At 70.8% G+C, this 13,180-nt stretch carries 11 protein-coding genes and 2 pseudogenes; 1 reads left to right on the plus strand and 12 read right to left on the minus strand.

All coding sequences use genetic code 11. From position 1 onward, the window contains the following. Window positions 1-151: 151 nt before the first annotated feature. The 8 genes and pseudogenes from ACZ60Q_RS25200 to ACZ60Q_RS25235 form a co-directional block, all read right to left on the minus strand. Window positions 152-382: pseudogene (locus ACZ60Q_RS25200) on the minus strand (NAD(P)-binding protein); the annotation flags it as partial. A gap of 102 nt (window positions 383-484) precedes the next feature. Then, on the minus strand, window positions 485-1,693 hold the full coding sequence (locus tag ACZ60Q_RS25205) for an LLM class flavin-dependent oxidoreductase (protein WP_469638794.1): 1,209 nt from the start codon (window positions 1,691-1,693) through the stop codon (window positions 485-487). Next, complete coding sequence (locus ACZ60Q_RS25210; RefSeq protein ID WP_469638796.1) at window positions 1,690-2,718, minus strand: ABC transporter substrate-binding protein; 1,029 nt, start codon at window positions 2,716-2,718, stop codon at window positions 1,690-1,692. The genes ACZ60Q_RS25205 and ACZ60Q_RS25210 overlap by 4 nt, the downstream gene beginning before the upstream one ends. Beyond that, entirely contained in the window at window positions 2,715-3,635 is a 921-nt protein-coding gene (locus ACZ60Q_RS25215; protein WP_469638799.1) for an ABC transporter ATP-binding protein, read from the minus strand. The genes ACZ60Q_RS25210 and ACZ60Q_RS25215 overlap by 4 nt, the downstream gene beginning before the upstream one ends. Then, entirely contained in the window at window positions 3,608-4,495 is an 888-nt protein-coding gene (locus tag ACZ60Q_RS25220) for an ABC transporter permease (RefSeq protein WP_469638801.1), read from the minus strand. The genes ACZ60Q_RS25215 and ACZ60Q_RS25220 overlap by 28 nt, the downstream gene beginning before the upstream one ends. A 331-nt stretch (window positions 4,496-4,826) precedes the next feature. Continuing rightward, window positions 4,827-5,078 (minus strand): putative leader peptide, encoded by a 252-nt coding sequence (locus ACZ60Q_RS25225; RefSeq protein ID WP_469638804.1) that lies wholly within the window; start codon window positions 5,076-5,078, stop codon window positions 4,827-4,829. Window positions 5,079-5,251: 173 nt separating this feature from the next. Next, window positions 5,252-6,097, minus strand: a complete 846-nt coding sequence (locus ACZ60Q_RS25230; RefSeq protein WP_469638807.1) for a hypothetical protein — start codon at window positions 6,095-6,097, stop codon at window positions 5,252-5,254. A 16-nt stretch (window positions 6,098-6,113) separates the two neighbouring features. Next, window positions 6,114-6,683, minus strand: coding sequence for a papain-like cysteine protease family protein (locus ACZ60Q_RS25235; RefSeq protein ID WP_469638810.1), 570 nt, complete (start codon window positions 6,681-6,683; stop codon window positions 6,114-6,116). A gap of 316 nt (window positions 6,684-6,999) precedes the next feature. Between ACZ60Q_RS25235 and ACZ60Q_RS25240 the strand changes: the two are divergent. Further along, window positions 7,000-7,136 (plus strand): annotated as a pseudogene (locus ACZ60Q_RS25240) (IS630 family transposase); the annotation flags it as partial. A gap of 54 nt (window positions 7,137-7,190) precedes the next feature. Here the strand turns inward: ACZ60Q_RS25240 and ACZ60Q_RS25245 are convergent. From ACZ60Q_RS25245 to ACZ60Q_RS25260, 4 genes are all read right to left on the minus strand, one after another. Then, complete coding sequence (locus tag ACZ60Q_RS25245) at window positions 7,191-8,447, minus strand: pyridoxal phosphate-dependent aminotransferase (RefSeq protein ID WP_469638813.1); 1,257 nt, start codon at window positions 8,445-8,447, stop codon at window positions 7,191-7,193. Next, the gene (locus ACZ60Q_RS25250) at window positions 8,444-9,802 is read right to left on the minus strand and encodes a KamA family radical SAM protein (protein WP_469638816.1); all 1,359 of its coding nucleotides are present in this window, start codon (window positions 9,800-9,802) and stop codon (window positions 8,444-8,446) included. Before ACZ60Q_RS25250 ends, ACZ60Q_RS25245 begins: the two co-directional genes overlap by 4 nt. 137 nt (window positions 9,803-9,939) lie before the next feature. Beyond that, window positions 9,940-11,091 carry a carboxylate-amine ligase gene (locus ACZ60Q_RS25255; RefSeq protein WP_469638819.1) on the minus strand — a complete coding sequence of 384 codons (1,152 nt, stop codon included), beginning with the start codon at window positions 11,089-11,091 and terminating at the stop codon, window positions 9,940-9,942. A gap of 964 nt (window positions 11,092-12,055) precedes the next feature. After that, window positions 12,056-13,051, minus strand: a complete 996-nt coding sequence (locus ACZ60Q_RS25260; RefSeq protein WP_469638821.1) for a mannose-binding protein — start codon at window positions 13,049-13,051, stop codon at window positions 12,056-12,058. Window positions 13,052-13,180 lie beyond the last annotated feature (129 nt).

The raw sequence follows: 13,180 nt of genomic DNA on the forward strand, positions 1-13,180 counted from the left end.
GGGGCCCGGATCCGCCGGAGCAGCAGAACACTGCGCCGCCGGCTCCGGTCACGATCCGCGGTCGGTCCGTACGGAACTGGGCCGTCACCCCGAACAAGGGCGCCGCCGCCAGCGTGGGCCGGGAGGTCGCCACGGCCCTGCGCCAACCGCAGGGCTGGTCGGGGTCGGCTCCGGTCAGCTCCATGCCCGGCAGGGCGTGCATTCCGTGGACCTTGCCGTAGGTCAGCGAGGGCCAGCGGAACTGCCATGCGCCGCCCGGCCGGGGCGCGTGGTCCAGCACGGCGAAGCCGACGTCCGGCTCCAGTCCGACGCGGCGCAGGTGGTGAGCGGCGGACAGTCCCGCCTGACCCGCGCCGATCACGATCACGTCCAGTTCACGCACCCCAGAAATGTTCACGCTTGTACTAACTGTTCGGTGGTCCGGGATCTTCCCGTACGGGGGAGGTCCCGGAGCCCCGGCGTCGATGGCTGTCGGCGGCGGACCTCAGCGTCCTCCGGCGAGCAGCAGCGGCGCCCCGCCCGGTGCCGGGGCGGTCCGGCCCTCGGCGCCGGTCCCGCCCAGCAGCGGGGACGCGGGCACGATCGACAGCAGCCCGCGCCGGGCCAGCTCGGGGGTGACCCCCTCGCCGAACCAGTACGCCTCCTCCAGATGCGGATACCCGGAGAGCACGAAGTGCTCCACGCCCAACGCGTGATACTCCTCGATCCGGTCCGCGACCTCCGCGTGACTGCCCACCAGCGCGGTCCCGGCCCCGCCACGCACCAGACCGACGCCCGCCCAGAGATTCGGCGCGATCTCCAGCCTGTCGCGCGAACCACCGTGCAGTGCCAGCATCCGCTGCTGCCCGACCGACTCGCTCCGCCCCAGCGCCTGCTGCGCCGCCGCGATCGTGTCCGGATCGAGTTCGCCCAGCAGCCGGTCGGCGGTGGCCCAGGCCTCGGCCGAGGAGTCCCGCGAAATGGTGTGCAGCCGGATGCCGAACCGGACCGTGCGCCCCTGCTCCTCCGCCAGGCCGCGAATCCAGCCGATCTTCTCCTTCACCGCGGCCGGTGGCTCGCCCCAGGTCAGATAGACATCGGCATGGGCCGCGGCCACCGGTCCCGCGGCAGCGGACGACCCGCCGAAGAAGATCTCCGGCAGCGGGTCCGGCGGCAGCGCGGTCAGCCCGCCCTCCACCTGGTAGTGCTCACCGTCGAAATCGTACGGCTGCCCGCCCCAGGCGCCCCGTACCACCGACAGGAACTCCGCGGTCCGCGCATAGCGCCGGTCGTGGTCCAGGTGGTCCCCGAACCGCCGCTGCTCCGTCGAATCGCCCCCGGTCACCACGTTGAGCAGCAGCCGCCCCCGGGTGATCCGCTGATACGTGGCGGCCATCTGGGCGGCGAGCACCGGGGAGATGACCCCCGGCCGGAACGCCACGAGGAACTTCAGACGCTCGGTGTGCTGGGCGAGCGCCACGGTGGTCAGCCAGGCGTCCTCGCACCACGTACCCGTGGGCGTCAGCACGGCCTCGAAGCCCAACTGCTCGGCCGCCTTGGCGATCTGGGCCAGATACTCGATGTCCGGGGCCCGCACCCCGTGCACCGGGGTGATCCGGTCGCGCTTGATGCCGCCGTCGGTGTAGGCGTGCCGGTCGACGAGTGTCCGGCCGTCGCCCCCGGTGGGCAGGAACCAGTGCAGATGGACGTTCACGAGGAGGCCTTTCCGTAGGAGCGCGGCGTGGTGGAGGAAGCGGGGAGGTCACGGTTGAACCGGGTGTCGACGTAGTCCTCGAAGTCGAACCGCCGGGGAATCAGCCCCAGTTCGGCGAAGGTGTCGGCGATCTCCTGCTCGGAGGCGATGGCCGCGGCGTCGATCGCGACCGGGACGCGGGTGCCGTAACTGAGCTTCACGGCGTCCAGCGCCACCTCGTAGGGGAGCCCGGTCTCCTTCGCCCAGACCTTCGCCCACGCCTCCGGGTGCTCGAAGACCCACTTCTGGGCCCGCTCCAGCCGCACCAGAAGATCGCCGATGGCCTGCGACTTCTGCCCGTCCTTGAGCGATACGGGTGAGGCGACCTGGAAACCGAGACCGTTGACGACGCCTTCGCCGGTCGTGAGCACCCGGGCGTCCGCCGTGCGCAGGACCTGCGAGGTGTACGGGTCCCAGATCGCCCAGGCGTCGACCTTGCCCCGACTGAACGCGGCGAGCGCGTCGGCGGGCTGGAGGTAGTTCAGCCTCACCTCCTCGATCCCGAGCCCGGCCCTCCTGAGCGAGGCGACCAGCTGGAAGTGGGCCGAACTGCCTTGTGCCACAGCGATGGACCTGCCCTTGAGCTGGTCGGGCCTCTTCAGCGGTGAGTCCTCGGGCACGACGATGACCTCACCGGCCGACGAGCCGTGCGTGGCGCCGATGACGGTGATGTTCGAGTCGGCCCCAGCGGCGAAGACGGGCGGAGTGTTGCCGACGCCCCCGATGTCCACCGCCCCGGCGCTCACTGCCTCCAGCAGCGGCGGGCCCGAGGTGAAGGTGGACCACGTGATGCGGTAATCGAGGTCGTCGAGCTCTCCTGAGGCCCGCAGAATCGCCTCGTAACCACCTTTCTGGTCACCGATGTTGAGCGTGAGGCCGCCTGTTCCGTCCGTGTTGCCGGCCGAGTTCGCGGAGGAGGGGCCGCCGCACGCGGAGAGAAGCAGGGCGAGAGGGAGGAGCAGGGCAGGCAGGGTGCGGCGTTTCATGAGGCCTCTCCGTGACGGGGGTGTGCGGCCGATACGTCGGGGTTCTTCGCCGGTCCGGGACCGGACGGGACGGCGGCCACGGACGGCTCCTCACCGGCGGTGGCGTCCGACTCGCCGTGGGTTTGGGCCCCGGCTTCGACGCCGCCCCTACCCTCGACGCCCAGTTCGGTCAGCAGCCGGGAGCGCAGGTCGGCGAAGCCGGGGGAGCCGACTCCGCGCGGCCGGTCCAGCGCCACGGGCGTGTCGTACGCGATGCGCCCGTCCCGCATCACCAGCGCCCGGTCGGCCAGCAGCAGGGCCTCGTCCACGTCATGGGTGACCAGCAGCACGGCACAGCCGCGCCGCTGCCAGAGCTCGGCCACGAGCTGCTGGGCCCTGATCCGGGTCAGGGCGTCCAGCGCGCCGAAGGGCTCGTCGAGCAGCAGCAGATCGGGCTCGCGCACCAGGGCCCTGGCCAGCGAAGCGCGCTGCGCCTCACCGCCGGACAGCGTCTTGGGCCACGCCCCGGCCCGCTCGGCAAGCCCGACCTCCGCCAACGCCCGCTCGGCAACGCCGCGTTCGGGCTTGCCCGGCAGTCCTAGCAGCACATTGCGCCAGACCCGTTTCCAGGGCATCAGGCGCGGGGCCTGGAACGCGACCGCGCGCCGGCGGGGCACCAGGACGGTGCCCGAGATCTCCCGGTCGAGCCCGGCGAGCACCCGCAGCAACGTCGACTTGCCGCAGCCGCTGCGCCCGAGCAGGGCGGTGAACTCGCCTGCCCTCAGAGTGAGATCGAGGTCGTCGATGACCGGGCGCCCGTCGAAGGACCGGGTGAGCCCTTCGGCCCGTACGGCGGCCTTTGGGGCACCGGCCGACGTTGCCGCCCGTCGGTCGGGGGTGGGGGTGTCGTTCACTGGCCCGTGAAGGTCGGTCGCCATTGCAGCAGCAGCCTTTCGAGGATCCGGACGATGACGTCGGCGGTGAGGCCGAGGAAGGCGTACACGACGAGACAGACGACGATCACGTCGGTCCGGAAGAACTCACGGGCCTGGTTCATCAGGAACCCGATCCCGGCGTCGGCGTTGATCGATTCCCCGAAGACGAGCGCGAGCCAGGCAGTCGCCAGCGAGTACCGCAGCCCCGTCATGACCCCGGGCAGCGCGCCCGGCAGCACCACATGCCGCACCAGCCCCCACCTCCCGAGCCCCAACGACTGACCTGCCTCGATGAGTTGGGCGTCAACGCCGCGGATTCCCGCGTATACGTTGAGATACAGATGGAAGGCCACCCCGAGTGCGATGAGGGCCACCTTCGGCGCCTCGCCGATCCCGAGCCAGATGATGAACAGCGGGATCAGCCCCACCCAGGGCACCGTGCGCAGCATCTGCACGGTCGCGTCGACCAGGTCCTCCCCGAGCCGTGAAAGCCCCGACACGAGCGCGAGCGCCGTCCCGACGACCCCGCCGAGCAGGAGCCCCACGACCACCCGCTGGAGCGAGACCCCCATCGCGGCGGGCAGCGTCCCGTCGGCCACCAGATGGGCGCCCGCGCGGGCAATGGTCCCGGGCGAGGCGAGCACGTCGGGATGCAGCACCCCCGTGGCGCTGAACACCTGCCACAGCGCGAGCAACAGCAACGGCCCCACCGCCCGCCGCACCCACCGCGGAGCGGCCCGCGGTCGGGACCGCCGGACGGACGCCGGAACAACCGCCTCCAGAACCGGGGGCGTACGGCTCGGCGCGGAGTATTTCCCCGGGGCAAGGGGCACGCCGGATGGTGGCGCATGGCTGACGGTCATGAGGGCTCCACGGAAGGCCGCACGGATGCGGGGCGATAGGGCGAAGGAAGGAAGGGGAAGGGGCGACGCGGTGCAGCGAGTGGAAAGGGGAGGCCGCGGGCAGGCCGGGGCAACCCGTGCCCACGCGACATGTCCGACCGGGAGGCCGGCGGGGCCGACGGGGGCGGCGGAAGGCAGAAGAAACCGCATCGCACTCAGCGGTCGCCGGGCGGCACGGAGCCGGACGCGACTGCGCGCCTACGCGACCAGCACGGTTACGGAAGCGGGAGCGACGGAGCTTCGCAGGCTCAGCCGTGCGGAGGAGAACGCCTCGGAAGTCGCTGAGAGAACGTCAGCAGCCGCGACAACAAGCGGCGGAGGCCACTCGCAGCAGGTCGATGTGACCGCGCGAAGTGAGCAGAGCTGATCGGAACATGGCGCTGAACGTAGCCATCCGGTCGGGACAGGTCAATGGCGTCTCGGAGCGTGGACGCGTCATCTCGGACCTCGCGGGCGGTGACTGCGGCCAGATCGGCGCGGGCAGTGAGCCGGATGGCGTCCAGGAGCGCGGACCCAGGAGGTGCGGCCGGTCTCCAGGGCCCATCGAGTGTCAACTCCCTCGCTCGGCGCACACGTTGAAGTTCAACCTTGCCGTGCACAAGCTCGTTGACCAGGCAGAACGCGCTGTACTCCGGGGCGAGGGCTACAGCCGCCGGTTGCTCTGGCTGTGGTCCGCGCCCCGGTCCTGGGTGCTGCCGGGACCGGGGCGGTCGGGATTCAGGCAGGTGTGTGACGTCGGCGTCGGTTGAGGGCGAAGGCGCCTCCCGCGAGGGCGAGTGCTGCGCTCGAACCGGCCGTGATCAGCGGTGCGGAGGACGAGGGGTCGTCCTCCGCGTCAGGGGTGGCATAGCCGCTGGACATGCCTTTGCCGTCGTAGTCGGAGCCGGGCATCTTATCGGCATAGCGGGCTTTGAGTAGCTTCTGGTAGTCGCCGAGCGACATCGACGTCTGGCCGTCGAGCCCTTGCTTGGCCTGGTCGTTGAGGGGTTCGACGGTGGTGAGCTTCAGCTGGTACCAGCCTCGGATCTGCGGTTCGGTGAAGACCAGGGTTCCCACGGTCGCCCTGCTCGCGTAGGTGGCGTCGCTGTCGCCGTCGCGCACGGCTGCCAGGTGCCAGCCTCCACCCTGGGTCGGGGCCAGCAGGACGGTGGCGTTGCGGCCGTTGACGGTGGTGTTCAGCGAGGACACGAGATGGCTCAGCCTGACCGCCTGGGTGGCGATCGGCTGGGCCGTGCCCGCCACGAAGTCCGGTGTGATCTCGTGCACGGCCAGCGGGTCCTTCAGGGTGAACGCCGGGAGTCCTTCGCAGGGATCGGCCTTGTCCGGGACCGTCACCGGGGCCGAGGAGTCCCCTGTGGGCACCGGAACACTGAGGAAGCGGCAGACGGTGTCGCGGACGGCAGGCGACTTCACCGCGTCGAGTGCGGCCGGGTAGTCGGGGATGTCGGCCGCGGCGGCCTGCCCGACGGTGGACAGCAGTGCGCACGCACTCAGGACCAGGACGGTGGGAAGCCGGGAGAGAACGGAATTCTCCCGCGTGGTGGGCAGTCTTCGGTCGCGCATGTCACGTTCCTGCTCTCTAGCGGGAGATGCCGATCCTGGAGTGGGTCCACTTGAACGAGCTGTTGTTGACGTAGTCGTTGTACTTCCACCATGTGTAGGTGGGGGTGTCCGGCCACGGATCGCCGACGGCGATGGTGCTGTTCGACGTGTCGTATCCGTAGACGATGTTCATGTGGCCACCGCCCGAGGCCCAGCCGATACGGGCTCCGATGGGCCGTGCCGCTTTGACGTCTGTGCTGACCTGCGCGAACGAGGCCGCACTGTTGAGGCCCGTGCCGGTCTTACTCAGGCCCAGGCTGGACCAAGCGTTCGCCATGTCCTGGAGCGTGGCCGGCTGGTTGTTGCAGCTGGGGCCTCCGCTGTACCGGGAGGAGCGGTCGCAGAAGTCTGCCTGTGTGGTGTTGTACCCCTGGTACTTGGCGATGGTGAGCCCGGACGCGACCCAGCACCACTGGCTCTTCTCCTGCTTCAGCATGGTGATGTCGTCGTAGTTGCTCTCCGCCTGGGCCGTACCGCCTGCTGCGAGGAGCAGCCCCGAGGCCAGTACGAAGGCCGACGCGGCGGCCTTGAACCTGCGTCTGCTCATATGTTCCTGCTTTCCCGTGCGGGTAGGGCGAGCGCCGAAAGTTTGAGCAGACATATGACACCTCGAACTGACGGTGCCATGGAGGAGCTGAGGACCAAAGACACCTAATGTGACGAGTCGTCGTATAGTCCGGAATATTGTGTATGTTCGACTGAATTCGAGCTTCTTCGCGTTGTGATCTTCTGCTGTGGCTGTGGCTGTGGCTGTGGCTGTGGCTGTGGCTGTGGCTGTGGGGGCGGGGGCGGGGGCGGGGGCGGGCGTGCGGAGTTCTTCGAACAGCCCATGACGGTTGCCCCGCGTTTCCGTCTGCGGGCGATCGGCCGGGACGAACGCGGTGGTCTTCTCGGTGGACGAGAACCGCAGATCCAGGCAGTGGAGCGGACCGCGCCGGTACTTCCCATGCTGCCGGGTGCTCCTGAACGCCGCGGTTTCGACCACGCCCGCCACGGCACGGTCGACCGCACATCCCACACCACCGACACGCTCACTCACAGCGAGGAAGGACCCTCACGCGCAGAGCTTTTCGAAGGCGGTCTCGATCCGGGTGAGCACGGCCCGGATGTGCGGGAGACCGATGGGGTCGGGCGAGGAGAGCGCGCTCTCCTGCTCCTCGGCGGTGTCGCCGTAGAGCATGCTCGTGGCGGCCTTGAAGCGCAGCGCGTGCGGGTCGTCGCCAAGCAGATGGCCTGCGAGAACCGCGATGTCCAGTTCTTCGAGGAGGTGTTGCTGGAGCGAGTGCGAGTCGGTGACGCCGATCTTGGCCAGTGGCTCGCGCAGGGGTTCGAAGTCGGGATAGACGTAGAAGGCCCCGGTGGGCGGTCGGCAGCGGGCGCCGGTGGTGATCATGATCGTGTGGACCGCGCGGGCGACGGCACCGTGGAGTTCGGCGCTCGCCGCCAGGCGCGCACGGATTTCGGGTGGTTCGCCGTATGCGTAGCGTGCCACCTCCTGCAGGGGGCGCCCCAGGGTCGACCACACTTCGCTGGCCACCGCGATCACGCCGGCACGGATCTCCTCGCCCCGGGCGCCGGTGGGGAACCGCGCCATGCCGATGCGCCAACCGCCGAGCGCGAGGCTCTTGGACAGTCCGGTGGTGACGATGGTGCGGTGGGGCACGATCTCGGCAGGGCTGAGCATCTCGGTCGCGGGGTCGTGGACCACGTCGCGGTAGATCTCATCCGCGACCACGAGCAGGTCCTCGTCCTCGGCAATCGCGCACAGCTCGCCAACGAGTGCGGCGGGGGCAAGGGTGCCGGTGGGGTTGTCGGGCAGCGTGCACACGACCATGCGCGGATCCAGACCGCGGGCGCGGGCGGCGCGGAGCGCGGCGTGCAGTGCGGCGGGGTCGGGAATACCTCCGCATTCGGCAGGGATGGGCACGCCCAGAGGGGTCTTTCCTGCCAGGCGCACCTGGGGTGCGTAGGTGTTCCAGCATGGGCGGGGCAGGAGTACGTCGCCCGGGACCACGTGCTGGATCGCCATCAGGACCGCTTTGCTGCCGGGTGCGACGATGACCTGTTCGGGATCGGTGGGCAGGCGTCGGCGGGTGAAGTAGCCGGCGACAACCTCGCGGACCGCGAACGCGCCGGCGACCGGGCCGTACGCGGTGGCGTCGGCCCCTGCGGCCAGGTGTTCGGCCAGCGGGGCGAAGACGGGGAGGCGGGACTCGCCGAAGCCCAGGTGAATGACGCGCGCGCCGCCGGCGCGGCGGCGGGCGACAAGTTCGTCAAGGGCCAGGTTGGGGGAGGTGCGCCACGTGGTCATGGGCAGGGCGTCTCCCTCTCGGGGCACGGACGGCGGATGTGGGTGGCGAGCGCGGCGGCGATGTCCGCCGGGGTGTCCGGGGCCGGGACGAGTTCGTCGAGCCAGGTGGCGCGGGGGTCGTAGCACGCCCGGAACGGGCGTCCGACCAGTGACGGGTCGCGGGCCTGGAGCATCCGCAGTTGGAAGAACCGACCCTCGGCGCTCTCCTGGACGCCGTCGACGACGATCTTGCCGGGGGTGGTGGACATGACCGGCCCTCGGACCGAGCGGGCGAGTCCGGGCAGCGTGCGGTACGCCGAGCGGAAGATCTCGGCGGCCTTGGCGAGAGGAACCGCGAAGTAGGAGTGGGGGCCGGTGTCGCGTTCGACGAACATGTAGTACGGGACCGCGCCGGCGGCGAGTTCGCCCCGCCACAGCTGGGCCCACACCTGGGCGTCGTCGTTGACGTGTCCGATCAGCGGAGCCTGGCAGTACACGAGGGCGCCGGTGGCGCGGATGCGGGCCAACGCCCGGCGGGCGAGGTCGGTGCCGAGTTCCCGGGGATGGCTGAAGTGCGCCATGACGGCGAGGTTGCGTCCCGACGCGACGACACGTTCGAACAGGCGCAGTACCTCGTCCGCGTCATGGTCGGTGACGAAACGCTGCGGCCAGTACGCCACGGACTTGGTGCCTATGCGGATGGTGCGTACGCTCCGCACGCCCAGTATGGGGTCGAGGTGGCCACGCAGACGTTCCGTCGACATCACCATCGGGTCGCCGCCGGTGACCAGGACGTCCTCCACCTCCGGGTGCGCGGCGAGGTAGGCCACGAGACCGCTGGGGTCGGGTGCGGCGAAGCGCAGGTCGGCGTCGCCGATGAACTGGGCCCACCGGAAGCAGTAGGTGCAGTAGGCGTGGCAGGTCTGGCCCTGGCCCGGAAAGTAGAGCACTGTCTCGCGATACTTGTGTTGCAGCCCGGGGATCTCGGCGTCGCCCAGTCGTGGCACGTTGAACTGCTGCTGGCCGGAGGGGTGCGGGTTGAGTCCGTCGCGGACGCGCTTGACGATCGCGTCGAGTTCGGCTCTGCCGTGGGGGGCGGCCATCAGACGGGCCACCAGGTGGTGGTCGCGGGGGTCGAGCATGCCGCGTTGAGGGAAGACCAGGCGGAAGATCGGGTCGTCGGGGATGTTGTCCCAGTCGATGAGGCGGGACAACACGTACTCGTTGACCCAGAAGGGCAGCACCCGGGAGACGACGCGGATGGTGTCGCGCAGGTCGTCGGAGAGACCGTAGCGGTCCGCGATGTCGTCGAGCTGATGTGGTCCCTGGGCCCGGAAGCGCGCGGTTTCCATCACCGCGGTGAGCGTCTTGGGCATGACGAACTCCTCTATGGGCTACGGGCCGTGAGGCGGTACGGGGCATGGCAGCACGGCGCGATTCGGTACGGAGCGGGTCGGTACGGAGCCGCCGAGGCGTTGCGGGAGCAGCTGTGCCGTCGGCGAGGGAGGACGGGTCAGACGTCCTGGCGCTCGGTGGCGTCCGCGAGGTGCCGCACCACGTCGGTGAAGCGGTGCCGACGCTCGTAGGCGCGGCGTTGGCGGTGTGCGCCGGAGCCGTCGCGGCGCAACGCCGCGACGGTTTCCAGGGCGTGGCGGAGGTCGCCGGCGGCTCGCAGGTCGACGTGCAGGTGGTCGAGCAGGGCGTCGACCAGGGAGTGCGCGGGCACAAGATCGGCGGTGTACGGGTGGACGGCCTGGCCTTCGAGTCCGTCGTGGGCGGCCCGCCAGCGGGCCAGGGAAAGAACCTCGTCGCGCACGTCGGGGGCGGGGCGGTCCTCGCGGACGGCGCGCAGTCCACCGGCGACGAGGGCGCGGACCAGAACGGCTTGGAGAACGGCCTCGTCGACGCTCGTGGACACGTCGGGCGCCCGGACCTCAAGGGTGGGCCATCGCGAGGACGGGCGGACGTCCCAGTAGAGCATCTTGGCATCCATGATCGTGCCCGAGGAGATCAGGGACTCCAGGACGCGCTGGTAGCGCGCGGGCGACTCCAGGTGGGGCGGGACGCCGGCGGCGGGCCACATCGTGCCGCTGACGGCGCGCCAGCTGGCGTGGCCGGTGTCGCGTCCCCCGCAGAAGGGGGAGTTCGCGCACAGGGCGATAAGGGTGGGCACCCATGGGCGCACATGGTCGGCGACCCTGACAGCGCTGTCGAGGTCGAGCGCGCCGACGTGGACGTGGCAGCCGCAGTGGACGAAGGTCTCGGTGAGCGCACCGTAGCGGGTTCGTTGTTCCCGGCGGCGCGGGGCATCGATGAGCGATGGCCCTCCGGCTGGCATGAGAACCGGGGTGCCGCTGGCCACCAGGCGACAACCGTGTGCGGCGGCTGCGTCGGTGTAGAGGCGGCGCAGCGCCAGGAGGTGGGCCCGCAGCTCGGGCCCGGTACGGGCCACGGGGGAGGCCGATTCCACCTGGTGCTGGGTGGCTTCGATGTGTGTGTTCTCGCCTTCCCCGCCCGCCTTGACCATGACGGCTTCGGCGACGGAGGCGAGTTGATGGGAGTGGGCGTCCACGAGGAGGAACTCCTCCTCGACGCCCACGGTCAAGGGCAGGGGGGCGTCCTCGACGTGGGAACTGCCGGTGGGGGTGGCGCGGAGACCTGACATGGCGATCCTTTGGCCTGCTCGGTACGTCCGGCGTGTTCGCCGCGCAGCGTGGGTCCGCTGTGCTCCGGATTCCCTGTCGGAGCGGCGTGCGGGGCGTAAGACCTGCTCAGCGGTTCGGGTCGGACCGGGCCTGATCGGAGCGGAGGTGGTCGCGGCCACTCTGCCTCCCACCATCCCGGACGGCATGACTCCTCGCCACTCGGCGACCTCGGGCAACGGCTGAACAGGGGGCACGGGCCTCGTGGCCCTCGCCGGAGGGCAGTCGGCGACGGTAGCCATCCCCACCCTCCGCTCGCAGAAAATGGGGCGTCTCTCCTGAGCTTCAGCCGTAGATCGTCATGTGACGGTTGCGCTTGTCCGCCGGCGATACGCGGGGTTGCCCACCACGTCCTGGACGTAACAGACGCGCTCGTCGTCAGAGATGGTCCGTGCCAGGCCGAGGTCCGTGTCCGAACCGTCGCGTGCGGTGCCGCCGGCGGCCGTCGCCATGATCGCGGGCGCGGCCGTCACCGCAGCCGGCGCGTCCGGTGGATCTCCCGGACGACCCGGTGAACCGCTGTCCAGCCGCGCTCCGCGCGTTCCTGGCGGTCAGCGTCGGCCCGAAGTCCTCCAGCCGCAGCCGCAGCCGCAGCCGCGCGGCCGGCAGCCACACGCACGGAGCGGAAGGGCGCCGGCGACCAGAAGCACGTCGCCCGTCTCCACAGGCCAGGCGGCCACGGCGCGGGAGAACGTCTCGATGTGCCGGTCCGTCGCCGACGACGCCCGCGCCGAGAAGCCGCCGCGCGAGCGGATCGCGCGGCTCCACCCGGAGCTCGTGCGCCGGCATCGCCGCACGGGAGGCGGGGCTGACGGAGGGACACGACCGACCGGGCCGGGACGACAGTCGGCCTCCCGCGCGTCTGCCCCGGCACGGGGCCCGCCCTGTCGCCCGCCGTCCGTCAGGCCCAGGCGCTCGCGGCACCGGTCAGGTCGACCAGACCACCCCGCCGTTGTGCACGATGACGACCTTGGCGTCGGGCCTCAGGATCATCCGGGCGCCGCCGAAGTCATGGGTCTTGGAGGCCCAGATGGCTCGGTCGTCGCCGTTGTGGACGACCAGGTTGCCATCGGGCTGGAAGATCGCCCGGTGGTTCTCGCCGAAGGTCATGGCGGCCCAGATCGGTTTGTTCTGCTCGTTGTAGACGACGAGGTTGCCGTCCTGCTGCATCGTCATGCGGATGCGGTTGGTGGCCCAGGACTGGCCGACCCCGATGGAGCTGGTCGCGGAGACCGTCTGGCTGCCCCAGTCCGGCTTCGGGGCCGCCTTGGGCTTCGGTTTCGGTGAGGTCTTCGGCTTCTCGGCGGGAGCGCTCGTGCTGGTCCGGGGCGTGGGCGCGGCCGCGGCCGCGGTCGCCACGGGTGCGGGTACGGCCTTCGCCGGGGCGGTCTTCTTCGGTTTCGTCGGGGACGGCGAGGGCTTCACCGCAACGTAGTCGTCCAGGGCCGCCGGGGCCGATTCGGGGTTGAGGACCGTGTCGGTGCTCCCCGCGACCGGGGTTGTGGCGGGGTTACGGGGCTCCTCGTCGTTCGCGCTGCCCATCAGCAGCACGGGTATCGCGACCAGGGCGGCCCCGACGAACGCGGCACCCGCCAGGATCGGTGTGCGGGGGCGTCCCTTGTCGACCGCCGTGACGGTCCGGGTCGCCGGAGTCGTGCCGATGGCCGCTGCCACTTTGTGGCGCTCCGCGCGGGCTTCGGGGGCCTCCGGCGTCTCGGCCGGCTTCTCCGTGGCTGAGGGCTCGGGCGGGGCGGCGGACGTCTCGCCGGCCGGCGTCGTGGCGGACTCCGCCTCGGTGGTGGGGGCAGGGGGCTGGGCCTGTGCCGCCGGTGTGGTGGACGGCGGGGGCGGTGAGCCGGGCTCCTCCGCGCTGGCGGTCGCTGCCGCGGTGGTGGCGCCGGGGGTGGGGTGCTCGGGGGACATGCGGTGATTCCTCCTCGGTGGCGCGCCCAACGTAGCCCGTCGTGGGGGCGACGGCGGTGTCTCGCCCCGAACTCCCCCGGCGCTTTGTCCTCCCACGCCTCACTGGTCCCGGAAAGTTCTCTGCTCGGG

The organism is Streptomyces sp. NPDC104313, assembly GCF_055583985.1.